Here is a 23,487-nt window from a genome sequence, read left to right as displayed (position 1 = left end):
CCACACAGGATGACCGCATGTCGATCTTCTCCCAGGGCTTGCAGCCCACCCCTGTCAATCACGTCGCCTTGACCCCCTTGAGTTTCATTGAGCGAACCGCCGCCATCTACGGTGAATATCCGGCCGTGATCCACGGCGCTATCCGGCGTAACTGGAGCCAGACCTATGAGCGCTGTCGGCGGCTGGCAAGCGCCCTGGCGGGGCGCGGTGTCGGCCCTGGCGATACCGTGGCGGTGATGCTGCCGAACATTCCCGAGATGCTGGAAGCGCACTTTGGTGTGCCCATGACCGGGGCGGTGCTCAACACCCTCAATGTGCGCCTGGATGCCGAAGCGATTGCCTTCATGCTCCGGCACGGTGAGGCCAAGGTGCTGATCGGCGATCGTGAGTTTCACCGTGTGATCAGCGATGCACTGGGTAGGCTGGAGCACCCGCCGTTGGTGATCGACGTGGACGATCCGGAGTTTGGCGAGGGCCAGGCCGTCAGCGAGCTGGGGTATGAGGCGTTTCTGGCCGAGGGCGATCCGGAGTTTGCCTGGCAATGGCCGGATGATGAGTGGGCGGCGATTTCGCTGAACTACACCTCCGGCACCACCGGCAACCCCAAGGGCGTGGTCTATCATCACCGCGGTGCCTACCTCAATGCCATCGGCAACCAGATGACCTGGACCATGGGCCATCGCCCGGTTTACCTGTGGACCCTGCCGATGTTCCATTGCAACGGCTGGTGCTATCCCTGGACCATCACTGCCCTGGCGGGGACCCATGTGTTCCTGCGTCGGGTCGACCCGCAGAAGATCCTCATCCTGATCCGCGAGCACCGGGTGACCCACCTGTGTAGCGCACCGATCGTGTTGAACGCCCTGGTCAACATGCCCGACACCGCCAAGGCGGCGATCGAGCACAGGGTGCAGGCCATGGTCGCCGGGGCAGCGCCGCCGGCCAAGGTCATCGGTGCCATCGAGGAGATGGGCATTCAGGTCACCCATACCTACGGTTTGACCGAGGTGTATGGACCGGTGACGGTCTGCGCCTGGCACGACGAGTGGGACGCGCTGTCGTTGCAAGAACGTGCGCGGATCAAGTCACGCCAGGGGGTGCGCTACCCGACACTGGACGGCCTGATGGTCGCCGACGCGCAGACCCTTCAACCGGTGCCGCGTGACGGTAATACCCTGGGCGAGATCTTCATGCGGGGTAACACCGTCATGAAAGGCTACCTGAAAAACCCGGAGGCCACGGCCGAGGCCTTCCGGGGAGGCTGGTTTCACACCGGTGACCTGGCGGTCTGGCATCCCGATGGCTATGTTGAAATCAAGGACCGGCTCAAGGACATCATCATCTCCGGCGGCGAGAACATCTCGACCATCGAGGTCGAGGACACCCTGTACAGGCACCCGGCAGTCCTTGAGGCTGCCGTGGTGGCCCGTCCGGACGAGAAGTGGGGGGAGACGCCGTGCGCCTTCGTCGCCCTCAAGCCCGGGTACGGTGCGACACAAGCGTCGGACATCATCGCCTGGTGTCGCGAGCACCTGGCCGGCTTCAAGGTGCCCAAAACCGTGGTGTTTGGTGAGCTGCCCAAGACCTCGACCGGCAAGATCCAGAAATTTCTCCTGCGCGACTGGGCCAAGGCCCTTTGAACGGTGAACTCACAGATGACTGATTACACTGCACCGCTGCGTGACATGCGTTTTGTTCTTCATGAAGTGTTTCAGGGCCCGGCGATGTGGGCCCGTTTACCGGCGCTGGCCGAGCGTGTCGACACGGACACCGCCGATGCCATCCTCGAGGAGGCGGCGAAGATCACCGGGCAACTGATTGCACCGTTGAGCCGCAACGGAGATGAACAGGGTGTTCGCTTCGACGCTGGCGAGGTGACCACCCCGGACGGCTTCCAGGCGGCCTGGCAGACGTATCGCGAGGGCGGATGGGTGGGCCTGGGGGGCAACCCTGAATACGGCGGCATGGGCATGCCCAAGATGCTCTCGGTGCTGTTTGAGGAAATGATGTATGCCGCCGACAGCAGCTTCAGCCTGTACTCGGCGCTGAGTGCGGGGAGTTGCCTGGCCATCGATGCCCACGCCAGTGAGGTTCTCAAGCAAACCTTCCTTGCCCCGATCTACGAAGGCCGCTGGTCGGGCACCATGTGCCTGACCGAGCCGCATGCCGGGACCGATCTGGGGTTGATCAGGACGCGGGCTGAACCGCAGGCAAACGGCAGCTACCGGGTCACGGGCAGCAAGATTTTCATCACCGGCGGCGAGCAGGACCTGACCGAGAACATCATTCACCTGGTGCTGGCCAAGTTGCCCGATGCACCGGCGGGCCCCAAAGGTATCTCTCTGTTCCTGGTGCCCAAGTACCTGATCGGTGCCGATGGCGGCCTGGGCGAGCGTAATGGCGTCCACTGCGGGTCGATCGAGCACAAGATGGGCATCAAGGCATCGGCCACCTGCGTCATGAACTTCGACGGTGCGGTGGGTTACCTGGTGGGCGAGCCGAACAAGGGGCTGGCGGCGATGTTCACCATGATGAACTACGAGCGTTTGTCCATTGGCATCCAGGGCATCGGCTGCGCCGAGGCCTCGTACCAGAACGCTGCCCGCTACGCCAATGAGCGCCTGCAAAGTCGCTCTGCAATGGGCCCGCAGGCCAAGGACAAGATGGCCGACCCCATCATCCACCATGGTGATGTCCGCCGCATGTTGCTGACCATGCGGGCCCTGACAGAAGGCGGGCGCGCGTTTGCCACCTATGTCGGCCAGCAGCTCGATCTGGCCCGTTATGCCGAGGCTGCGGGGGAACGTGAGAACGCGCAGCGTCTGGTCTCGCTGCTGACGCCCGTGGCCAAGGCCTTCTTCACCGACAATGGGCTGGAGAGTTGTGTGCTGGGCCAGCAAGTGTATGGCGGCCACGGCTACATCCGCGAATGGGGCCAGGAGCAATTGGTGCGTGATGTACGCATCGCGCAGATCTACGAGGGCACCAATGGCATTCAGGCTCTGGATTTGCTGGGGCGCAAGGTGCTGGCCGATGGCGGTCAGGCTCTGGCTGTGTTCACCGACGAGATCCGCCTGTTCTGTGCCGACGCTCCACTGCATCGCGATGCGGTGCTCCAGGCCATTGAGCGGCTGAGTGACACCTCCCACTGGCTGATGCGCCATGCGGTGGATGACGCGAACCTGATCAGCGCCTCAGCGGTGGAGTACCTGCAGTTGTTCGGCCTGACAGCCTACGCCTACATGTGGGCACGAATGGCGGCCGCGGCTCAGCCAGCCATGGCAGACGATCCGGCGTTCTACGGAGCCAAGCTGGCCAGCGCCGAGTTCTTCTTCCAGCGTCTGTTGCCTCGTTCGTTGGCCTTGGAGGCCAGCATCAAGGCTGGCAGCCACAGCCTGTACCAGTTGCGGCCCGAGCAGTTCTGATCAGCACTCAGGATAGAGTGGCAGCAAAAATGCCCGACTCGCGCGGGGTGTGAGGCGGGCATTTTATGCCTGGCGGGGCCTGGCAGCGCAGGTTCGAGTCAGGCGCTAATCCTGAAAGCCGTGTTTTTAACATCGTCTGTTGCGATGCGGGTTGCGCGTGATAATACTGACCCGATGGACATCTTTTATGCCAAGGGAGTCTTGGTTCAGAGGCGCCTGAAGAGAACGTTCCAGCCGCCGATACCCTCAGGTCCAGGCCCTCCGAGCTGCTGCCTTTCGCATGCGTTTGGGTATCGGTCCTCTGTAGTCTTATGAAGAAAGGAGTGCCGTCATAGCTCTTTCGAAGTGTCTAAGGCAGGAACTGAATGTCCATCAAGCAGTGCCTCCACGACAGCTCGTGACAGCGTGATCGAGCGCGCCATTCCCATCAGCAGATCCCGTTCGAAACCATCCAGGCGAGGGCAGATTTCATCGGCGCTCAGCTCGGCAGTTCTGAGCAATTCCGATACTTGGGTCAGTGCATCCTGGGCGGTGACGCCTGGTTGAACAGAGAACAGTGGCGGCGAGGTTGCTGTACCGGCCTCTACTGCTTTGAAGGCGGTCGTGGCGAGTGTGTCGAGAGGAATTGGCTCTTGGGTACAAGGCGGCGCCGATTTTATCTGTGCCAGTGATTCCTGCATGATCTTGCGCAGGTAGGCGGCTTTTTCCTCAGGGCTGGAGGTGCTGCAGGGTGGCGGGTCGGGAGTAATTTTTTTGACCATGGTGAATCCTCTGTGTATTGGAGAAGTTCACCACTTTCGTGTCCAAGCGAAGGGTGGCGAACTGTACGCAGGTTGGACAACCGGGACACAGATAACCCGGCACACTCGAAAGTGTCCCGCGCACAGCCCGCCATAATGCGAGCACAAAAAAACCGCTATCGCGGTGCTGTACGCACTGTGAGATCCCGGGTGTCCAAGCCCGATCGCTGAATTGGCAGCGACCTCTGGACTCTAGCCACCAGGGCAGGCGTCGACAATATTCTCCCATGCCCATAGTGCGTAGGAAACAGGCTCATTTTCGGAAAGCAGCTTCGTACGTTTCCAGGTGTTGCTGAGTGATCACTCTGAGTCCTTGGGATGAGAATGGAAGAGTGCTGTGGCAGGCTTCTCGCTAATGGGCGTGTGGTGCAATGGCCCTACAAGTTCTCGATGGGACCAAAACCATGATTCGCAAGCTGGGCCATCGACTGTGCGATCGATGTGGGCACGACTCCTATAAAGAGGAGGCTGTAGAAAAGCGCCTCGCAAAAGGTGGCGCTGCGCGCCTGATCAACTCTTAGTTCGCTCAGTGCCTTAATTCTGAGCGTGAGGTGCGCGGCTGACCGGGGCCCAACTTGATTGCTACTTCAATCAATGCGAGCCTCGTATGCTGCCTGTACGGCTCTCAATCCTTGACGGTACCCACCAGCGAGTCGATCAACATCGCCGAAGCGGTATCGCCATTCTCCAGCATCAGTTGGCGCAGCGATTTACCAAACACCGGCACCGGTGTGTCGAAGGAGAAGCTGGCCTTGCCCTGGTAGCTGGCAACCACGCGAATCCGATCCTCGGACCAGCGGATCGTGTGGCCGCTTGCTCTCTCGCGATAGTCCTTGAGAAAGGCCGCCGCCAGCGGGGTTGTGCCGTTGAGGTCCGTGGCATCGAGGTCGGCACCGGCAGCCGCAAGGGCCTGCGCGAAGCTGAGATCGCGCTCGGCCATGCAGGCATGCAATGGCGTCTCACCCCCGTAAGCCTTGGCGTTTATGTCACTGCCGTTGAGCAGGGCCTGAAACAGCTCCTGTATCTGATCGCCGGTGTTGCGGCGCCTCAGCAGCTTCTCGGTCCGCCTGCAGAACAGTGACAGGGCCGTGTCGCCGTAGGCGTTGTGCGCCTTCAGGTCTTCCTTGCCAGCCAGTGTGATCATGTGTCTCAGGCTGCAGTTGAGAAAGTGCAGGGGCCCCAGGCAGCTCATCAACCGGGTGTTGCCCTCGCCATCGCGGCCCATCGGATCGGCACCTTCGGCCACCAGGTAGTCGTAGGCGCTTTCTGCGGCCGAGGTGATCAGTGGGCGGTCCTGATCGGTCAGCCGCTGATTGATATCGATGCCGGAGCTTTTCAGCAGATAGGCGAAGCCGTCCAGGTCCTTGAGGGCCATGCTTCCATCCGGGGTGAGATGGTCACCGCCTGAGGCCCTCCAGACACGCTCGGCCATGGGGGTTCTGTTCGGCGGATTGTCGTAGTCGCGCACCGTGGCTTCGCCGAATTGGTAGCGGGTCCAGACTCCCACCTGCTGGTCATCCTGATAATGGCCTTTTTCTTCCACGGTGCCGGCGGGCCAGTCGCGCATGAAGTAAATTTCCGAAGGGCCGTTTTTCTTGCCGGCGCTGTAGGTGACTTTGGTTCTCGGCACCCTTGTACCTTCGGCGTCTACCCAGGTCTCCAGCACACCGTTGAGCACGCCATTCTGGTACGTGGCGTGGTCCTTGAGGTCGCCTTTGTAGTCGTAATGTTCCACCCGGCCATCGAGCTTGCCGGAACCGTCGCTGGCGAAGGTCTCCAGCAAGGTCAGCTTCTGTTCCCCCTCGATCACCCGCCATTTGCGCTGCGCACCGACGCGCACCTCACTGCCCGCCAGGGAGGTGCTGTCACCGACCTGCAGGCCGGTGGCACAATCATAGGTTTGCACGGCGCTACGTCCGCCTTCCTCCGTCAACAACTCGTGCAGTTGCCGGGAGAAGGTGCCCGTTCACCAGGTCTTGCGTGTCCCGACGAACACGCCGGCTTTCAACTGGCCTTCGACCAACAGCGCGCCGCTCGGGTCGAACTGTTTCCATTCTCCCACGGCCCGGCCATTTTCCACCTTGAAGGACAGCAGCACCTGGTCACCGACCTTATGCGTCACGGTGCCATTGAGGGGCTGACCGGACTGGGGCTCGATGTACAGGGCATGGGGAGAGCCGAGCCTGCCGGCTTTGGCGGAGATTTCATCGAAGGTGTACTCGGCATTGCAGCCGGCCAGGGCCGAAGCCAGGGCACAGAGCGAGAAACGTTTTTTCATCACTGATCCTTGTAATAAAACCTGGGGGGCGACAGTTACGGGGGGCAGCGGCCTTGCTCAGGGAGGTGGCGGCCGCCCCCCATTGCCCTTGACCTCCTTCTCCAACGACTCCAGCCGATTGGCATCCGGATCCCCCTCGAAGATCGTGCGTGAGTTGTCCTTGCGCTGCTGGTGCCGCGCGATAATTGCCGAGGGTGAATTGCTGGTCAGGGAACGGCGCATTTCCAGGTCGGTGAGCAGGTTGGCGATTTCCTGCTGCAGGGCCTCGCGCTCGACGTCGATGGTCTTGGCGGCGAGGCCGCTGGCGGACACATTGGGCTCCTTCTGGCCGGCGAGCAGGGCGCGTTGCAGCAGCAGGGCTTTCTCCAGAATGCTGGTGACGGCAATTTCCGAGACCAGGCGCTGGGCCAGCAGCTCCTGGTCGGGCTCATCACGCAGGGCGGTGATGACGCCCCGGGTGATCGGCATCGAGTTGCTGCCTGCGTCGGCGAGATTTTCCGGCGTGGTGGTCTGGCTGCCGTCGATCAACGCCTTCAGCGCCTTGAGCTTGGCTTCGTACTCTTCCTGAATCAGCGGTGTCAGGCCCACGCCAGCGGTGGCGGTGCTCTTGGTGCAGTCTTCACACGTTTGCTGTTCGTCTTCCCCCAGCACGCGGTTGGCAAACCCGGCTGCTTCATCCGGTGATTTCCAGGTCTTGCACAGCAGGCCGCTGTTGCAGGCCTTGGGATCGATGCTGCTGTTGTCCGTGGCACCGCGGCCATTGAGCAGGTTGTAGCCGGCCTTGGTCACATCCTTGACCACCTTGATCGGTGCCTGTTGTTTGCCTCCGGCTTTTTCCCCTCCGACCCAGGGCACACCGGTGTTGCCGTTGTCCTTCTCGGCCTGGGCGGTGACCGCAACGGGGTCAGTGTTCTGGGCCATGGCCTCCTTGAGTGCCTGGCCCTCGGCGAGCGCACCCCAACGGTTCTGGTTGCCGGCGACCTTCATCATGCGCTCGGCCATCTCGCGGCAACTGGCCTTGGAGCGGTCGAAGTCCAGCCGTGCCTGCAGGATGCCGTTGGTGAGCAGGTTGTAGAGGCCCGGGTCCGCCCGCTGAATGATCAGCGCCGGCAGCGAGGCCACAGCCCCCGTGGCGCCCTGGATCAGGTCGCCCATGATGTTCTGGAAACCCTCGGTGAGGCCGTTGAGCTGGTTGTGCAGGGTGGTGTTCAAATCCATCTTCCCGCACATCAGGTCGGTGTTCCACCCCACGCCAACCTGGAGGCTTTGCATGTCGCCGGCCCGGCCCATGTTCACGGCGCTGCCACCGCCAATCCGGTACAGCACGTCGTCACCTATGGCACTGCCGCTGCTACCGAACTCCGTCGCAATGGCTGGCGGCGGAACGCTCCCCAGGGCCATGAGCAGAAGCAGCCAGCGACTGGGGCTGGGGCGGCGAAACGATGACATCCGAATCATGAGAGGCTCCATTACGAGAGAGGCGATCGCTCGGCGTTGCGAGGTCATTGGCCGCCGGTGCTGCCCAGGAAAGTCTGTCCTTCCTGCTTGCAGCAGCTGTAGGGGCGCCAGAGCGACCAGGCATAGGCGCCATCCGGGGCCTGCTGGTGAATGCCCGGTTCAGGGAAGGTGGCACAGGAGGCACTGGCCGTCGGCGTCAGTTGCTGCCACTTGCCCGTCAGCGCATCGGATTCGCGCAACTCGCCGGCGGGCCAGTAACCGGGCTTGGCGAGTGCCAGCAGAGGGCGATAGACATGCACCTGCCCAGGGCGGGTCACGATGTCGCCAGCGCGCTGAGCCATCACCGCTGACGCCTTGTAGTCATCCGGCTGGTGCAGGAAACCACTGCGCGGATAGACGTTGCCCCACAGGTTCATCGACAGCCGACTGCCGACTTCGCGCATGCCAGGGACCAGCGACTGGGGGAATACACTCTCAGGAATGCCGTGGCGCCAGCCAATCGGGTCCAGGGTGCTGAGAAAATGAGGCATGTAAGGTGTTCCGGCACCCTCGCAGGTGTAGCCCGAACCGCTGGCGAAGGCGTTGAAGGCGGCGATGCCGGGATGACCGATCACGTCGACGTTCTTGAATACCGAGAGGCTGTTTTCGCGGGAGCTGTTGGTGGTGCCACTGCCGCCCCCCTGGGCACCGGAGGTTGGGGCGCTCAAGGCCCTGACCTCTGTCCAGGGGTTGTCGCCCGTGCTGGAATAGCTGGAAACCACCGCATCCGGCACGTAGTGCCGCACCTTGGCGGAGGTTTTGACGCTGCAGCCGAAGTTAGTGCAACGCAGCCAGTAGCACACCCCCACGACCTGGTACTCCAGGCAATCGGGCGAGGACACCGTCGGGACGATGCTGGCGGTGTTCAAGGCAAAACTCAGGGTGCAGTAGGGCAGGGTCAGGAGGGCGGGCAACCAGCACCTGGCACCTCGATGAGAAACGCGTTGCATGACGTAGATCCGACTGGAAGAAAGGTGGATCTTCTGAAAAGCGCTGCACGTCTACCGCCTGAAAACAGGTTTATGGCTGACTGTATTTGGAGGGGAGCCTGGTGCCCCATGCGGGCCTGGGACACGGCAGGTGTGCAAGACTGGGCATATCGGACCCCGGCAGACTCGAAGGTCTGCCGCTCCATGTCATCCATTGGGATGACACGGCCAAGACGATCGGCGGCGTATGGCTCAAACACGCGGTCGGTGCTCGTCCAGCACCTACCGTCAATGGAATCAACCACCGTCAGTTGCGAAATGACTGTGCCAGAAACTCGGTGATCAGCGAGGCGATCTGTGACTGGATCAGCGCCCGTGGTCGAGCGTTATCGCCATCCCGGCAAATGATGCCATCGCCGGGTTCGTCTGCTTCGAGCAACGCCATTGCGCCAGGTTTGCACAACGACAGGAAACTGAAGTGGCTGGCGTCCCGGATCTCGACATAACGACGGGTCGCCGATGGCAATCGCTTGGCCAGGTCGGCGGACTCCAAGCGTGCAGGGAGATCTTCGGAGGGCGCACCCGCCGCGATCACCAGTGCCGGTACCGACCACGCCGCCAGGCTTTCATTGGTGATGCCCCGTGACAGGCCCAGGTCCAGGGTGACGATGGCGGTGACGCGTTTGTCCCTCAGATCACCTTCCAGTCGAGCTTTCGATACCGGGTCGCTGTCAGGGTTGATCTGTTTGTAGACGCTGCAACTGGACAGTTGCGGATGGGTGACGCATTCCTGGATAAACCGCTTGGAGTCGAACCGGGCGCCGGCAATCTCCAGCGCGGTCCAACCACCCAGTGAATGTCCCACCACCGCAATTTGACCTTTCGCCACCCCTCCATACTGACTCGGCTGAGCCATGACCGCATCGATGGCCCGTTGCAGGTCGATGGGCCGCTGCCACAGCTGTGCCGCAGCCTTCGGGTTTCGATCGCGGGTCGTGCTGCCGGGGTGGTTGACCGCGGCCACGATGTAACCCTGGTGAGCCAGGGTGCTGGCCAACCAGGACTGGTTCCCCCAGTTACCGCGAAAACCATGGGAAAGCACCACCAACGGGTGCGCGCCTGCGTCCGGAAGCGCATCGCGTACAGCCAGGTCACCGACGAATACCGCGGTATCAGCGATCAATTGCGGTGTGGCGGTGGTGGTACTCGGGTACCAGACGACCAGTTCCAGCGGGCGATCATTGTCCTCGTCCGGCAGCGTCCTGGTCTGAAAACCGATGGTCTGGTAGCTTGCGAAGGCCGGTATGTTCAGGCAGATCAGCAGCACGAGGCCGAGTACTTTTTTCATTGTTTTTTCTTCCTTGATGGGATCTGCGTCGATGGGATGCGGCCCGAGGCGCGAGCAACATATCAGTCTTCGTGACGGCTTACTCAAGCATTTCCCGTTTCCAGTGACCACTTCTGGCTGGTAGCAGCCGGGCGTGAGTGGCCGCTTTGGACCCGGAACAGACTGTCGTTCCTGCAGAGCGGGCGACAAACCTCATGTGCTCCGACTTGAACAGCGGGCGGTATCCCGTTAGTGCCTTGGCACCGGCTGCCCATGAAAACATCGGTACGACGGACTATCCGACGGCTGATAATCTCATGGGAGAGAACGATGAGTTGCAGGGAACCAGGCAGCAACGCCTATGCGCGGGGTATCGATGTGTCGCGCTGGCAGGGTGAGATCGATTGGGCGAGGGTGGCGGCGGCCGGCGTCACCCATGGGATCGCGAAAATGAGCGAGGGCGCTACCTACGCCGACCCCAGGTTCGTCGAGAATTTTCGCGGCATGCGCGCCAACGGCTTGCAGGCGGGGGCCTATCACTACTTCAGGGCCTTGAACTGCACCCCAGGCGAGCAACTGGCCAATATCCGCGATCGGCTCGCCGCGGTGGATTTCGAGGTGGGGCGGGACCTCTTCGCCATCGATGTCGAGGCCCGGTACAACGAACAGGCGACCCCGGAGCAGATGGCCGACGGCCTGTTCCAGCTGGTCACGCTGGTCAGGGAACTGCACGGTGGCGCTCATCCGGTCATCTACACCGCTGCCGGCTTCTGGGACCGCCAGGTGGCGTGGCAGTCCTACGATTTCAGCGAGTGCCCGCTGTGGGTCGCCCATTGGCAGGTCGACGAGCCTGTCCTGCCGCAAAGCTGGCGCTGTCGAGGCCTGGGCTGGCGTTGGTGGCAGCACAGCAGCAAGGGCCTGGTGGACGGTATCCAGGGCGAAGTGGACCTTGACTGGGTCACGGTCTGACGGACCGGTCCGGATTTTGGAGGTTTTCTTGGGCAGGCCGATAGCTCGGGTGTAAGGTAACGCAAAAATACCCGTCGAGGCCCCCATGTCCGATCAACCCCTGTCTGGCAGCGTGACCGATGGCGACCGTTTCCGTTTGTTGGTCGATGCCTTGACCGATCACGCGATCTACATGCTCGATCCGCAGGGGCATGTCAGTAGTTGGAACCAGGGCGCACAGCGTATCAAGGGCTACACGGCGGCGGAGGTCGTGGGCAAGCATTTCGCCATGTTCTATACCGCCGAGGACCGGGCCAACGGTGAACCGCAGCGGGCGCTGTCGGTTGCCGCGACCGAAGGGCGCTTCGAGAGGCAGGCCTGGCGGCTGCGCAAGGACGGCACGCGGTTCATGGCCCATGTGATACTGGACCCGATCCGCGCCGACAACGGCGAGATTCTCGGCTTTGCCAAGATCACCCGTGATATCACCGAGTCGGTCCAGGCGCAGAAGGAGCTGGATCTGGCCCGCGAAGCCCTGTTCCAGTCGCAGAAACTCCAGGCCATCGGCCAGCTCAGTGGCGGTATCGCCCATGACTTCAACAACCTGCTGACGGTGATCCGCGGCAACCTCGAACTGCTGAGCAAGCGGGTCGACGGTGATGTGCGGCTCTCCCGGCTGGTGGACAATGCCTTGCAGGGGACCGCGCGCGGCGTCTCGCTGACCCAGCGCATGCTGGCCTTCGCCCGGCGCCAGGAGTTGCGCACCGAGGCGGTTCGCCTGCCACTCCTGCTGGACAACCTCATCGAGCTGTTGCGCAGTTCGGCAGGCGGCCAGGTGACGGTCCTGACCCAGCTGGACGAGGCGCTGCCGCCGGTGCATGCCGATATCAACCAGTTGGAACTGGCCCTGCTCAACCTGGTGAGCAATGCCCGCGACGCCATGCCGACGGGTGGCAGCATCCGCATCGCCGCCGAAATTCACGGCAAGGTCGACAGGCTGCCTCACGATGAGTACGTGTGCCTGTCGGTCAGCGACGACGGCGAGGGCATGGACGAGCGCACCCTGGCCTATGCCGCCGACCCGTTCTTCACCACCAAGGGGGTGGGCAAGGGCACCGGTCTGGGGTTGTCGATGGTCCACGGTCTGGCCGAGCAACTGGGGGGGCGCCTGGTCCTCAAGAGCACCAGGGGTCAGGGCACCACCGCCGAACTCTGGCTGCCGGTGGACAAGGAGGCCGACCCGGGAGCCCGTCCATTGGCCGAGGGCCGGCAACAGCCGTTGTTCAAGCCGCTGACGGTGCTGCTGGTCGATGATGACAGCCTGGTGCTCAACAGCACCGTGCTGCTGCTCGAGGACCTGGGGCATCGGGTGCTCTGCGCGACTTCCGGCGCCCAGGCGCTGCTGTGTCTGGAGCAGCATTCGGGCATCGACCTGATGATCACCGACATGATCATGCCGGAAATGGACGGGGCCCAACTGGCCAAGGTGGTGCGCCAGTTGCAGCCGGAACTGCCGATCATTCTGGCCACCGGTTACTCCGGGCACCTGGATGACATGGCCGTCCAGCTGCCGCGGATTCTCAAGCCCTACAGCCAGTCGCAACTGGCGGAGATCCTGGCGCAGGTGTTGTCCCGCGGCACTCGCCCGGCGGCGGACTGACCGCAGGGCGGGTGACCGGTTGCGCCCGTCAATGCCCGGCGCTTTGCCCGCCATCCACATGCAGGATCTCGCCGGTGACGAATCCGGCCGACTCCAGGTAGACGATCGCCTGGGCAATGTCGCCGACTTCGCCCATGCGCCCGACCGGGTGCAGCCGGCCCAGCGCGGCATGGGTCTGCTCGCCGTGCATCGGCGTCTTGATGATGCCGGGGCTGACCGCGTTCACCCGGATCCCGCGCTTGGCGTATTCGATCGCCAGTGACTTGGTCGCCGAGTTGAGTCCGCCCTTGGTCAGCGAGGCCAGTACCGAGGGCACGCCGTCGACGGCGTGATCCACCAGGCTGGTGGTGACGTTGACGATATGACCACCGCCCTGTTTCTCCATCTGTGCGACCGCCAGTTGGGTGATGTAGAAGAAACCGTTGAGGTTCACCGACAGCACATTGGCGTAGTCGGCCGGGGTGTAGGCGGTGAAGGGCTTGGCGATGAAGATCCCGGCGTTGTTGATCAGGCTGTCGATGCGGCCGAAGCGCGCCAGACCTTCGCTGATCACCCGTTCGGCGGTGGCCGGCTCGCCGATGTCACCGGCGATGGTGAGGATGTCCGGATCGTCGGACGGCTGGATCGAGCGGGAGGTGGCGACCACCCGGTAGTCGAGGGCGCGGAAGGCCTTGACCACCTCGGCGCCGATCCCCTGGGATGCGCCGGTAATCACGACGACTTTGCTGGCATTGCTCATGATGAAACCTCTGTAGTCGGTAAAGGAGGGGGCAGTCGGTGGCGCGCGGTGGTCACGACGAGGTCCTGGCCAACTGCTCGCGGTAGGCGGTAGTGGTGATGCCGGCGTAGCCCCAGTTATCGGTGTCGACTTCCTCGATCACGATATGGGTCAGGTCCGGACGTTTGCCGAGCACCCGTTGCAGGGTTTCGGTGATTTCGGCGATGACCTGGGCCTTCTGCTCCCGGGTGACGCCGTCGCGGGTGATGCGCACGTTGACGAAAGGCATGACAACTCTCCAGTGACCGGCCGATCGGGATGACCGGCAGGCAGTGGGGTCAATCTATTGAGTTGCCTGGATGAGATAAATCGGCTTTCAAGAACATCATTAGTAATGTCATGTAATGAATGGCCAGAGCGCCCGCATCGACCGGGTGCTGGAATGAAAAACGCCCCGGACCGCAACGGCCGGGGCGTTTTTCGTTTACGCGGGCCTCGGCGAGGCCCGGCAGGGCAGCGATCAGGCGATAGCGTCCCAGGCGCGATCACCGCGCTCGTCCTTGATGCGGGTCGGCAGGCCCATCACGTCCAGCGCCTTGAGGAACGGCTCGGCTGGCAGTTCCTCGACGTTGGCCATGCGCTGCACGTCCCACTCGCCACGGGCGACCAGCAGGGCGGCGGCCACTGGCGGTACGCCGGCGGTGTAGGAAATGCCCTGGCTGTCGGTTTCGGCGTAGGCGTCCTCATGGTCGGCCACGTTGTAGATGAACAGCTCGCGTGGCTGGCCATCCCTGGTGCCCTTGACCAGGTCGCCGATGCAGGTCTTGCCGGTGTAGCCCGGTGCCAGCGAGGCAGGGTCGGGCAGCACGGCCTTGACCACTTTCAGCGGCACCACTTCCAGGCCTTCGGCGGTCTTGACCGGCTTCTCGGAGAGCAGGCCGAGGTTCTTCAGCACGGTGAACACGTTGATGTAGTGTTCGCCGAAGCTCATCCAGAAGCGCACGTTGGGCACGTCGAGGTTCTTCGACAGCGAGTGCACTTCATCGTGGCCGGTCAGGTACAGGTTCTGCGAGCCCACGACCGGCAGGTCGTCGGTGCGCTTGACTTCGAACATGGTGTTGCTGGTCCACTGGCTGTTCTGCCAGCTCCACACCTGTCCGGTGAATTCGCGGAAATTGATCTCGGGATCGAAATTGGTGGCGAAATATTTGCCATGGGAACCGGCGTTGACGTCGAGAATGTCGATCGAGTCAATGCGGTCGAAATACTGTTGCTGCGCCAGGGCCGCATAGGCATTGACCACACCCGGGTCGAAGCCTACGCCGAGAATGGCGGTGATGTTCTTCTGTTGGCATTCCTCGAGGTGCTTCCACTCGTAGTTGCCATACCATGGCGGGGTCTCGCAGACCTTGCCCGGTTCTTCGTGGATGGCGGTGTCGAGGTAGGCCACGCCGGTATCGATGCAGGCACGCAGTACCGACATGTTGAGGAACGCGGAGCCGACGTTGATGACGATCTGCGATTCGGTCTCGCGGATCAGCGCCTTGGTCGCTTCGACGTCCAGGGCGTTCAGTGCAAAAGCCTTGATGTCGGCGGGCTGCTTGAGGCTGCCCTTGGCTTTGACGCTGTCGATGATGGCCTGGCATTTGGAGATGTTGCGCGACGCGATAGCAATACGACCGAGTTCATCGTTGTGCTGCGCGCACTTGTGGGCCACCACCTTGGCGACACCTCCTGCACCAATGATAAGTACGTTCTTCTTCAATTTGCTCATTTCTCCTTGGGACGGCCAGCTTACGAGAGGCTGGACAGGTAATCGTCGTAGCTGAACTCACGAACCGTCTCGACGCTACCGTCGAGTTGTTTCACTACGATGGACGGCATTTTCAGGCCGTTGAACCAGTTTTTCTTGACCATTGTGTAGCCTGCCGCATCGATGAACGACAGTCGATCGCCGATGGCCAGCGGCCGATCGAAGGTGTATTCGCCGAAGATGTCACCCGCCAGGCAGGACTTGCCGCAGACCATGTAGGTGTGGCTGCCGTCGTTCGGCTCCATCTTGGCGTTGAGGCGGTAGATCAGCAGGTCGAGCATGTGCGCTTCGATCGAGCTGTCGACCACCGCCAGGTTCTTGCCGTTGTAGAGGGTGTCGAGCACGGTGACTTCCAGCGAGGCGCTCTGGGTGATCGCCGCTTCGCCCGGCTCCAGGTAGACCTGCACGCCGTACTTCTGCGAGAACGCCTTGAGCCGTGCGCAGAACGCATCCAGGGCGTAGCCTTCACCGGTGAAATGGATACCGCCGCCCAGGCTGACCCATTCGACCTTGTGCAGCAGGTGGCCGAAGCGTTCCTCGATGGTGCCCAGCATCTGGTCGAACAGGCCGAAGTCGCCGTTCTCGCAGTTGTTGTGGAACATGAAGCCGGAGATCTGCCCGATGACCTGCTCGATCTTCGCCGGGTCCCATTCGCCCAGGCGGCTGAACGGCCGGGCCGGGTCGGCCAGCAGGTAGTCGGAGCTGCTCACCTGCGGGTTGACCCGCAGACCGCGGGTCTTGCCCGCCGAGGCTTGGGCAAAGCGCTGCAACTGGCCGATGGAGTTGAAGATGATCTTGTCGCAGTTCTCCAGCATTTCGCCGATTTCGTCATCGGCCCAGGCCACGCTGTAGGCATGGGTTTCGCCGGCGAACTTCTGGCGGCCGAGCTTGAGCTCGTAGAGCGACGAGGACGTCGTGCCATCCATGTATTGCTGCATGAGGTCGAACACCGACCAGGTGGCGAAACACTTGAGCGCCAGGAGCGCCTTGGCCCCGGACTGTTCGCGCACGTAGGCGATCTTCTGCAGGTTGACCAGCAGTTTCTGCTTGTCGATGAGGTAGTACGGCGTCTTGATCATTTCGAGGCCTCCGGCAGGGCTAGCCAAAAAAAGGACGCGCATTGTGCCCTTAGTTGGTTCATATCGAAAGGTTATTGGGTGTATTTCGCCCATTGAGTGACTCGCACGGCTCTGCGGGCAGCCTGGACGCAGCGTGACGCAGGCCTGCCGCACCCTGGTTTTCGTCGGTGCGCACGGCCCTTGACGGACAGGACGCCGGGCTGCGGCCCGAGGCATCCGTGTTCCGGGTGCATGAAAAGCGAAAAGCCCGCCTGGTTCAGGAGCGGGCTTTCGGCAGATGGGTCAAATCCCTTTGACTGCGATCATTGTGTCTGGGGATTGTGACGATATCATGATTGACGGATGGCGCCGTGGCAGCTCGCCAGGCGGCGGGTCGGGTGGTTCAGGACTCGGGGCGTTCCTGAGGGTCGCTCCTTCGCTGCGGCGCAGTGCCGACGTGCACCAGGTTGGCCTCGGCGAAGAAGCCCTGCACGGTACGGTGCTTGGCCTGGTACTCGCAGTGCACCAGGGTGCTGTCCGGCAACTGGCCGGCCTGGGCGGGTTGCTTGACCACCATCCGGATCCCTCCCGAACGCAGTCTTACGTGTTGGCCCGGCTCGAACTTGCTCATGGTTGTCGCTCCAGTAAGGACCCGCCTGCACGAGTGCGCAGAGCGGCGGCAGGGTAAACGCAAGGGTGACTGTCAGGCCTGCATGGGCACCGGGGTACCGACCATCCATTTGGCCAGCCCATGCCGGCCACTGACCCCCAGCTTGGCGGCGGCGCGCTTGAGATAGGTTTCGATGGAGCTGTTCTTGACGCACAGCTTTTCGGCCATCTCCGGCACGGTGCCGCCGTTGAGCAGGCCCAGGCAGACCTCCTGCTCGCGGACCGACAGGGTGATGTCGCACAGCGCCAGGCGTTCCTTGAAGTCACGCTGCAGAGACGTCAGTTCGTTTTCCGCGGCCGGGTTGGGCAGCCAGGTCCCGAGCTTCTGGAGCGACTGGCGGGTGATCTGGGCATGGCGCTCGATCAGCGGCAGGAGCGTTTCCGAGAGGCTCTTGAGGAACGACAGTTCCGTCAGGGAAAAGGTCTTCTGGTGCAGCGGGCGATACAGCGAGATCAGGCTGCGGCGGTTGCTCTTGAGCGACACCAGGCAGCACTGGTGGTACTCGGCATGGCTGCGCGGTCTGCCGGCCACGGCAGGCCTGGCGTTCACCTGGATCAGCAAGGGGTGATCCATCTCGAGGATGTCCTTGCTCAGCGGGTGTTCGCTCGGGTGCCTGACGTTGCTCGGCGGCGGAATGTCTTCCGGCTCGCCGGCCCCGCCCATCAGGCGGATGTCGACGACACGGCCCTGGCGGTCGTCGACGGTCCATTCGCTCAACTCCACCGCATTGACCGGCACCAGTTGCGTGACCAGGCGATAGAGACCCTCGGCGAAGTGTTGCTGACCTACATTGAGGACCAGTTCGCCCAGTTCGTGATAGAAGCGGGCACTTTCCAAATTCAGGATACTGCTGGTTCGGTTCATTCCTGTTTACCTGTTCAGGTGCAGCACCCTGGCAACCTTCCAAAGACCGTTGCCATACGGTGCAAGCCCTACGTTCCTACGACTTCACGAAGCGATTCAGCAATTGGAGTGAATTTGAATCCATATGGGAATCGAGTGTCTGTAGCGGAATTCTGGGACAGAAAAGACGCGGAATCGACGCCAAAAACCTGGCTCTTTATATGATGAATATATTCAAAAGGGTGGAAACGCTCCCTGGGAAGACCTTTTGGGAATATCAATGTATTGATTTGAAAGAATATTTCTGGCCGGAAGGACTGGACTAAGAGATGACATTTTTGTTACAGGGTTATTGTTGTAAGTCATCGCTTACATGAAGAACTGTTATTTTTCCTTCTCTATGTATGGATATGCCTACAACCTCTGCGCAAGGAAAATGGTCCGAACCCCTGCCATCCATGACGTTCGCGTACGAAGTTGAACGCTGTTGAATGTTGCCGCGCCGGACGGCGGCGGCATGGCGGGGATCCGGGCTGGATCGTGGGTTGCTGGAGCCGGGGGTCAGGCGATCTCGCCGAGCACGTGCCGGCGTTTGTCGCAGGTCTTGCGTACCGCCTGTTCGAAGCGCTCGAGCACCTGGCCAATATCGGCCTCGGTGATGTTCAGCGGCGGCAGCAAGCGCAGCACCGCACCGTGGCGGCCACCGGTTTCGATCACCAGACCGTTCTCGAAGCAGTTGAGCTTGATCTCCCGTGCGCGCTGGCCATCACCCGGGCCCGCACGCCCGCCGACGCCGGGGCGGGTGATTTCGACGCCGAGCATCAGGCCACGCCCGCGCACGTCACCAATGAAGTCATGGCGCTGGGCAATCTGTTTCAGGCCATTCTCGAGTATCTGGCCCATCGCCGAGGCGTTGGCCTCCAGTCGGTTTTCGCGGATATGGCGCATGGTCGCGGCGCCGGCGACCATCGCCAATTGGTTGCCGCGGAAGGTTCCGGCGTGGGTGCCCGGGCCCCAGGTGTCGAGGTGGTCGGCATAGACGATAACCGACAGTGGGTAGCCGCCACCGATGGCCTTGGACAACACCAGGATATCCGGGACGATGCCCGCCTGTTCCAGGGCGAAGGTGGTGCCGGTTCGGCCGAGACCGGTCTGGACTTCATCGATGATCAGCAGGATTTCCTGTTCGAGGGTGATTGCCCGCAGTTCCCGCAGCCAGTTGGCCGACGCCGGGATGCAGCCACCTTCGCCCTGGACGACTTCCACGATCACCGCCGCCGGCTTGGTCACGCCGCCCTCGGGGTCGCAGAGCACATTGCGGATGTAGTCGATGGACAACTGCTCGGTGTGTTCGCCGCTGGTGCCGAAAGGGCAACGGAAGCGGTAGGGGAAGGGCAGGAAGTGGGTGTCCTGGGCGATGATACCGTGGTTGCTCTTGGGGCGCAGATTGCCCATGGCCGACAAGGCACCGGCGGTCATGCCATGGTAGCCACCCTGGAACGCCATCAGGGCCGAACGCCGGGTGTAGTGGCGGGCGAGCTTGATGGCGGCTTCGACGGCATCCGAGCCGGTGGGGCCGCAGAACAGGATCTTGCTGGTGTTGCGCATGGTGTCGGGCAGCAGTGAAAACAGTTCCTGGACAAAGGCGTACTTGGCCGGCGTCGCCAGATCCAGGCCTTGCTGCAGGTGATCGCCGGCGAGGAACTCCATGATTGCGGCCTTGACCGGCGGCGGGTTGTGGCCCAGGGCCAGGGTTCCGGCGTTGGACAGGCAATCGAGGTATTCCTTGCCATGGGCGTCCCTGATCCGCATGCCCTTGCCGCTGACGAACAGTTGCTGGAATGTCGCTGCATAAGTGCGCGCATTCGACTCGACTTTCCTGAGGTAGCTGAGTTCTTCCATTACTTGATCACCCTATGACGGTTGGTGAAACAACAGGTTGCCAACAGATAGCGCTGCTCGCGCATAACAAATCCCGAATGAAGGTTCAGTCGAGTGATGTAACGCTCATGTATTCCTGCAACTGTCGAGCGACAGCCGGGTCGCCGCCGGTATCGATAAGGCCGGTTTGATTCAAGCCGGCCGGGCTTCGATGAACAGATGGCGATTCATGATCTTGCGATGCTGTAGCGGGGCATGCAAATGTTTCATCGGGAAGTTGTCCGGTATTGGATGGCAGTCGCCCGGTTATTTCATGCCAGCTGACGGAAGGGATTACGACTGGCTGTCCGGTTTGCCCCTGGGGAGGCTCTCGGGTATAGACGGGAAAGACTTGGCAAGTCATCAGCGAAGTGGAACTTTTCAGGCCTGGAAAAGTCCCGCAAGGCTGATTGGGAGAAAAGAATCGTTCAGCAGAAATTCATTTGAAAAGTTGTAGCGAAAGGGTTCTTTCAGACTCTAGGGGCAGCATCGATACAGCGACTTCGAGCGTTCTGCGGGTACTGCGCAAGGCGCCCGCGGGATGGCCCGCCGGGTGGCCTGCGTGAGTCACCCGGCAGTGCGTTCGCTAGCGTGCATCCAGCGGATCAGCGAATGGCGCCCGCTTATTCCCATCTTGATGGCGGCCCGTTTGAGGTAGCTTTCCACCGTATTGACCCCCAGGCCCAGGTGTTTTGCCAGCTCTGGCCCGGTCAGGCCGGCGAGCAGGCCGACGCAGATTTCGGTTTCCCGCGATGACAGTTTCAAGCCGGACTGGGACAGGCGCAGGTCGAAGCGCTGGCGCAGGCTTTCGATACCACGGTGGTACTGGCCATCCAGATCAAAGACCGGTTCCTCGCGGCGACGGGCGGGTTGGCGAATGGTGCTGATATGTTTTTCCACCAGGGGCAGCAGCAAGTGGGAGAAGTTATGCAGGGAGGAGCGTTCCTGTGCTGAAAAGTGCTGCGAAGGATTGCAGCGATACAGCGAGATAACGTAGCGGTAGTCTTTCTTGTTGCTGCTCAAGTGCAGTTCAGCGGAATTGTCTGAAGAGAAATCATGCTCCTGGGGGATGCTCTGTCGGCAAGTAGCGAAGCTGGCCAGGCGTTGTGTCGAGTTGTATCCGGCGAGCAAGTCGTCAGTCAATGAGATCGGCGGGGAGGTGTCTGCAGAGGTCCAGTTTGTGTCACGATTTTTATTGTCGAAAGATATTTTCAAGAGGTTGTCTGAAAGATTGCCGACCGGCTCTGCAGGGAACTGGGTAATATGCGTGGCGTCCACTGGGAGGTGGGTCAGAATCAGATCGTGAAGCAGGCGCGGAAAGTGGCTGCTGCCGGTACTTGCAATAACTTTTCCAATGTGTGGGAACAACTTCTGTGCGTTCATCGACTTTACCCGTGTGTCGCCATTTTTCTGTTTAAGGCACAAAAACTCATTACCGATAGAGGGGTCATGAACAGCGAATGCCCCTTGCCACGGCACGATGAATTGTTCACGCCGCCAGTGATTTCAGGCTGTCGTCCGGCACCCCGTGGTCCGGGTCCGTCGTCCTCATGAAGGTGTTACCAGCGTCAGCCGTGGCTTGTGCTTGCGAGCTGGCGTGGTGTGCTCGGTGGACATGACGAAGGTTCTTTGAATCCAGCGATCGCGCCCATCGAGTTGCGCGGAGAAGGCGCTGCGGGCGTGGGCGGTTTTGCGGTTATCGATCACCAGCAGGTCACCGGCCTGGAGGGCCACCGGCTGTGCCACTTCCCAGGCCACGCGGCGCAGGTGCTGCATCTTGTCTTGCGCCAGGCCGCTGGCGGCGACCATGAAGTGCGGGTCGAAACGGAAGGAGGGCCATTGCGGATTGCCGTACAGCACGGTCTGCTTCCTGTTTATATCGATTCGACAGTTCTTTTCTTTCACGCCGTAATCAGAAAGGAAGTTATATTTTTCGGTTTGAAAGAATTCGATATCCGCAGCACTCAGGCGATCGAGAATGTTATCGACCGAACTGATATAGGTGATGGCTTGTGCAGCAGGATCCTGACGCAGGCAGAGGAGAATCAGATAGTCCGGCGACTGGTCGTGGAAGGCATTCTCGGTGTGCAGGTCGAGTTCGGTGTCATAGCTGTCGGAAGTTGCTTGTGCGGAGAACTTCTTTTGCGGGAAAAAATTGTTTACGAGAGCTCCGTCAGACTCTTGAATATAGCCTATTGGCTCCCCTAGTATGCTTGTTGCTGATAGAATTGTTTGTTCGCTGATGTTGCACTTCTTATCTAGCGCGGAACGATCCGTTGGAGTTGGGGGGATGTCGCCGATGGGCTGATTTTTCAGGACTATATAACCGCTTTTGTTACTGTTCAGGCGGAAATCCAGCAGCGTGGATTGGGTTTCCGGGCTCAGCTTTTCAGCCAGGGTAGTAGCGGGCAGTAGAAGGGTGGAATTGCGCATGTCGAGTGTTCTTCTGTGTGGAGTTCGTGGGTCGTTTCAGGCTGGTAAAAGGGATCGCGGCAGGCATCTCTTTGTGCGCAATTTGTATTTTTGGGATTGGTCTGTGCGCCGATTCTTATAGTTAGTTGGCTCTCTTATGAATGTTCGAAATTATCCAGCAGTTCTTTATCTTGAAAAAACAGAAAATAGGGATGGGTAAGGATGAGTATTTATCATGATCCGTACGGTGAAGTTCTCAACCGCTTGCCGCCGCTGTACGCCTTGCGCGCTTTTGAACTGGCGGCTCGTTTCAGTTCCTTTACCACCGCGGCGGATCATCTGTGTATTACCCAGAGTGCCGTGAGTCGGCACGTTCGAACTTTGGAGGAACACTTCGGTTGTTCTTTGTTCGAGCGCAAGGGACCGAAGATCTTTCTGACTGACGCGGGTCGACTATTGGCCCAGGAACTGAAAATAGGTTTCAGGATCATCGAACATGCCTGTCTCTCCACCGCGCGCAAGGAACAGGCGCTGCGACTCAAGGCGCCTTCCACATTGACCATGCGCTGGCTGTTGAATGTGCTGGACGGATTCAATGAATTGCATCCCGACGATCAGGTGCAATTGACCAGCGAATGGATGGATGTCGATTTCGTCGACTTCGACTCAGAGCCTTTCGACTGTGCGGTGTTATTGGGCTCGGGTGTGTTTCCGGGAGACTGGAACTACATCAAGCTGTTTGACGAGTGGCTGGTCCCCGTCTGTTCTCCGCAACTGATCGAGCGCCTGGAACTACAGGGCGGTCATATTTTCTCCGCCGGACTGATTCATCCTTCCCGGGACCGTCGCGACTGGCAGCGCTGGCTGGAAAGTACCGGGCTGATCGGGGCCGTGTCCTGGCAGAAGGGCAAGATCTTCGACACCCTGGAACTGGGCATTTCCGCCGCTATCCAGGGGCATGGCATTTCCATCGGTGACCTGGCGCTGGTCGGCGACGAATTGCTCAAGGGCGCCCTGATGCTGCCATCGAAAAAAGCCGTGCGTACCGGCGACAGCTACTATCTGGTCTGGCCCGACCGGGCTCGTGACAACAAGATGCTGGGGATGCTGAAAAACCATCTTTGCGAAAACGTCCCCAAGATCGATCGGGTGGACATGGAATTTCTGGACTGAAAGAGGGCGGCAGCGT

The 23,487-nt window shown here is 61.1% G+C and carries 20 protein-coding genes; 5 read left to right on the top strand and 15 right to left on the bottom strand.

Features of this window, described 5'->3' with window-relative positions; genetic code table 11:
- Positions 1–17: 17 nt before the first annotated feature.
- Together ACZ5KU_RS18940 and ACZ5KU_RS18935 are read left to right on the top strand one after the other, a co-directional pair.
- Positions 18–1,640 (top strand): acyl-CoA synthetase, encoded by a 1,623-nt coding sequence (locus ACZ5KU_RS18940; protein ID WP_464736013.1) that lies wholly within the window; start codon positions 18–20, stop codon positions 1,638–1,640.
- A 15-nt stretch (positions 1,641–1,655) separates the two neighbouring features.
- Positions 1,656–3,425 (top strand): acyl-CoA dehydrogenase C-terminal domain-containing protein, encoded by a 1,770-nt coding sequence (locus ACZ5KU_RS18935; RefSeq protein WP_054063678.1) that lies wholly within the window; start codon positions 1,656–1,658, stop codon positions 3,423–3,425.
- A 329-nt stretch (positions 3,426–3,754) separates the two neighbouring features.
- Here the strand turns inward: ACZ5KU_RS18935 and ACZ5KU_RS18930 are convergent, their stop codons facing one another.
- The 6 genes from ACZ5KU_RS18930 to ACZ5KU_RS18905 form a co-directional block, all read right to left on the bottom strand.
- The gene (locus ACZ5KU_RS18930) at positions 3,755–4,186 is read right to left on the bottom strand and encodes a DUF6124 family protein (protein WP_464736012.1); all 432 of its coding nucleotides are present in this window, start codon (positions 4,184–4,186) and stop codon (positions 3,755–3,757) included.
- Between the two features lie 664 nt (positions 4,187–4,850).
- Positions 4,851–6,131, bottom strand: coding sequence for a hypothetical protein (locus ACZ5KU_RS18925; RefSeq protein WP_464736011.1), 1,281 nt, complete (start codon positions 6,129–6,131; stop codon positions 4,851–4,853).
- Between the two features lie 60 nt (positions 6,132–6,191).
- Complete coding sequence (locus tag ACZ5KU_RS18920; RefSeq protein WP_464736010.1) at positions 6,192–6,503, bottom strand: hypothetical protein; 312 nt, start codon at positions 6,501–6,503, stop codon at positions 6,192–6,194.
- Between the two features lie 57 nt (positions 6,504–6,560).
- A complete protein-coding gene (locus ACZ5KU_RS18915) occupies positions 6,561–7,961 on the bottom strand; it encodes an integrating conjugative element protein (protein WP_464736009.1) in 1,401 nt (466 codons plus the stop codon).
- 44 nt (positions 7,962–8,005) lie between these two features.
- Positions 8,006–8,950 (bottom strand): TIGR03756 family integrating conjugative element protein, encoded by a 945-nt coding sequence (locus ACZ5KU_RS18910; RefSeq protein WP_081005941.1) that lies wholly within the window; start codon positions 8,948–8,950, stop codon positions 8,006–8,008.
- 286 nt (positions 8,951–9,236) lie between these two features.
- A complete protein-coding gene (locus ACZ5KU_RS18905; protein ID WP_464736008.1) occupies positions 9,237–10,277 on the bottom strand; it encodes an alpha/beta hydrolase family protein in 1,041 nt (346 codons plus the stop codon).
- 309 nt (positions 10,278–10,586) lie between these two features.
- On the opposite strand from ACZ5KU_RS18905, the gene ACZ5KU_RS18900 reads away from it, so the two are divergent.
- Positions 10,587–11,225, top strand: a complete 639-nt coding sequence (locus ACZ5KU_RS18900; RefSeq protein ID WP_054064285.1) for a glycoside hydrolase family 25 protein — start codon at positions 10,587–10,589, stop codon at positions 11,223–11,225.
- A gap of 85 nt (positions 11,226–11,310) precedes the next feature.
- Positions 11,311–12,864, top strand: coding sequence for an ATP-binding protein (locus ACZ5KU_RS18895; RefSeq protein ID WP_464736007.1), 1,554 nt, complete (start codon positions 11,311–11,313; stop codon positions 12,862–12,864).
- A 28-nt stretch (positions 12,865–12,892) separates the two neighbouring features.
- Here ACZ5KU_RS18895 and ACZ5KU_RS18890 read toward each other — a convergent pair whose 3' ends face one another.
- From ACZ5KU_RS18890 to ACZ5KU_RS18850, 9 genes are all read right to left on the bottom strand, one after another.
- Positions 12,893–13,603, bottom strand: coding sequence for an SDR family NAD(P)-dependent oxidoreductase (locus ACZ5KU_RS18890; RefSeq protein ID WP_054058113.1), 711 nt, complete (start codon positions 13,601–13,603; stop codon positions 12,893–12,895).
- Between the two features lie 52 nt (positions 13,604–13,655).
- Positions 13,656–13,871, bottom strand: a complete 216-nt coding sequence (locus tag ACZ5KU_RS18885; protein WP_054058112.1) for a tautomerase family protein — start codon at positions 13,869–13,871, stop codon at positions 13,656–13,658.
- A 231-nt stretch (positions 13,872–14,102) separates the two neighbouring features.
- Positions 14,103–15,347: a saccharopine dehydrogenase family protein gene (locus ACZ5KU_RS18880; protein WP_054058132.1), complete on the bottom strand. Its 1,245-nt coding sequence runs from the start codon at positions 15,345–15,347 to the stop codon at positions 14,103–14,105.
- 29 nt (positions 15,348–15,376) lie between these two features.
- Positions 15,377–16,474 (bottom strand): carboxynorspermidine decarboxylase, encoded by a 1,098-nt coding sequence (locus tag ACZ5KU_RS18875; RefSeq protein ID WP_054058111.1) that lies wholly within the window; start codon positions 16,472–16,474, stop codon positions 15,377–15,379.
- Between the two features lie 382 nt (positions 16,475–16,856).
- A complete protein-coding gene (locus tag ACZ5KU_RS18870; RefSeq protein ID WP_054058110.1) occupies positions 16,857–17,084 on the bottom strand; it encodes a YodC family protein in 228 nt (75 codons plus the stop codon).
- Between the two features lie 72 nt (positions 17,085–17,156).
- Positions 17,157–17,987 (bottom strand): helix-turn-helix domain-containing protein, encoded by an 831-nt coding sequence (locus ACZ5KU_RS18865; protein ID WP_054058109.1) that lies wholly within the window; start codon positions 17,985–17,987, stop codon positions 17,157–17,159.
- A gap of 540 nt (positions 17,988–18,527) precedes the next feature.
- A complete protein-coding gene (locus ACZ5KU_RS18860) occupies positions 18,528–19,868 on the bottom strand; it encodes a diaminobutyrate--2-oxoglutarate transaminase family protein (protein ID WP_464736006.1) in 1,341 nt (446 codons plus the stop codon).
- 585 nt (positions 19,869–20,453) lie between these two features.
- Positions 20,454–21,269, bottom strand: a complete 816-nt coding sequence (locus ACZ5KU_RS18855) for a helix-turn-helix transcriptional regulator (RefSeq protein ID WP_464736005.1) — start codon at positions 21,267–21,269, stop codon at positions 20,454–20,456.
- Between the two features lie 165 nt (positions 21,270–21,434).
- Positions 21,435–22,319 carry a TauD/TfdA family dioxygenase gene (locus ACZ5KU_RS18850; RefSeq protein ID WP_464736004.1) on the bottom strand — a complete coding sequence of 295 codons (885 nt, stop codon included), beginning with the start codon at positions 22,317–22,319 and terminating at the stop codon, positions 21,435–21,437.
- A 201-nt stretch (positions 22,320–22,520) separates the two neighbouring features.
- On the opposite strand from ACZ5KU_RS18850, the gene ACZ5KU_RS18845 reads away from it, so the two are divergent.
- Positions 22,521–23,471 carry a LysR substrate-binding domain-containing protein gene (locus ACZ5KU_RS18845; protein WP_054058105.1) on the top strand — a complete coding sequence of 317 codons (951 nt, stop codon included), beginning with the start codon at positions 22,521–22,523 and terminating at the stop codon, positions 23,469–23,471.
- Positions 23,472–23,487 lie beyond the last annotated feature (16 nt).

Source organism: Pseudomonas sp. Tof1, assembly GCF_055390395.1.
Note: the sequence above shows the minus strand (reverse complement) of the source record. Positions and strands in the feature narration are given on the sequence as shown.

Bases quoted from the DNA above. Each gene is read 5' to 3' on its own strand.
- ACZ5KU_RS18940 (WP_464736013.1), top strand. From the start codon at position 18: ATGTCGATCTTCTCCCAGGGCTTGCAGCCCACCCCTGTCAATCACGTC.
- ACZ5KU_RS18935 (WP_054063678.1), top strand. From the start codon at position 1,656: ATGACTGATTACACTGCACCGCTGCGTGACATGCGTTTTGTTCTTCAT.
- ACZ5KU_RS18930 (WP_464736012.1), bottom strand. From the start codon at position 4,186: ATGGTCAAAAAAATTACTCCCGACCCGCCACCCTGCAGCACCTCCAGC.
- ACZ5KU_RS18920 (WP_464736010.1), bottom strand. From the start codon at position 6,503: ATGAAAAAACGTTTCTCGCTCTGTGCCCTGGCTTCGGCCCTGGCCGGC.
- ACZ5KU_RS18915 (WP_464736009.1), bottom strand. From the start codon at position 7,961: ATGATTCGGATGTCATCGTTTCGCCGCCCCAGCCCCAGTCGCTGGCTG.
- ACZ5KU_RS18910 (WP_081005941.1), bottom strand. From the start codon at position 8,950: ATGCAACGCGTTTCTCATCGAGGTGCCAGGTGCTGGTTGCCCGCCCTC.
- ACZ5KU_RS18905 (WP_464736008.1), bottom strand. From the start codon at position 10,277: ATGAAAAAAGTACTCGGCCTCGTGCTGCTGATCTGCCTGAACATACCG.
- ACZ5KU_RS18900 (WP_054064285.1), top strand. From the start codon at position 10,587: ATGAGTTGCAGGGAACCAGGCAGCAACGCCTATGCGCGGGGTATCGAT.
- ACZ5KU_RS18895 (WP_464736007.1), top strand. From the start codon at position 11,311: ATGTCCGATCAACCCCTGTCTGGCAGCGTGACCGATGGCGACCGTTTC.
- ACZ5KU_RS18890 (WP_054058113.1), bottom strand. From the start codon at position 13,603: ATGAGCAATGCCAGCAAAGTCGTCGTGATTACCGGCGCATCCCAGGGG.
- ACZ5KU_RS18885 (WP_054058112.1), bottom strand. From the start codon at position 13,871: ATGCCTTTCGTCAACGTGCGCATCACCCGCGACGGCGTCACCCGGGAG.
- ACZ5KU_RS18875 (WP_054058111.1), bottom strand. From the start codon at position 16,474: ATGATCAAGACGCCGTACTACCTCATCGACAAGCAGAAACTGCTGGTC.
- ACZ5KU_RS18870 (WP_054058110.1), bottom strand. From the start codon at position 17,084: ATGAGCAAGTTCGAGCCGGGCCAACACGTAAGACTGCGTTCGGGAGGG.
- ACZ5KU_RS18865 (WP_054058109.1), bottom strand. From the start codon at position 17,987: ATGAACCGAACCAGCAGTATCCTGAATTTGGAAAGTGCCCGCTTCTAT.
- ACZ5KU_RS18860 (WP_464736006.1), bottom strand. From the start codon at position 19,868: ATGGAAGAACTCAGCTACCTCAGGAAAGTCGAGTCGAATGCGCGCACT.
- ACZ5KU_RS18855 (WP_464736005.1), bottom strand. From the start codon at position 21,269: ATGAACGCACAGAAGTTGTTCCCACACATTGGAAAAGTTATTGCAAGT.
- ACZ5KU_RS18850 (WP_464736004.1), bottom strand. From the start codon at position 22,319: ATGCGCAATTCCACCCTTCTACTGCCCGCTACTACCCTGGCTGAAAAG.
- ACZ5KU_RS18845 (WP_054058105.1), top strand. From the start codon at position 22,521: ATGAGTATTTATCATGATCCGTACGGTGAAGTTCTCAACCGCTTGCCG.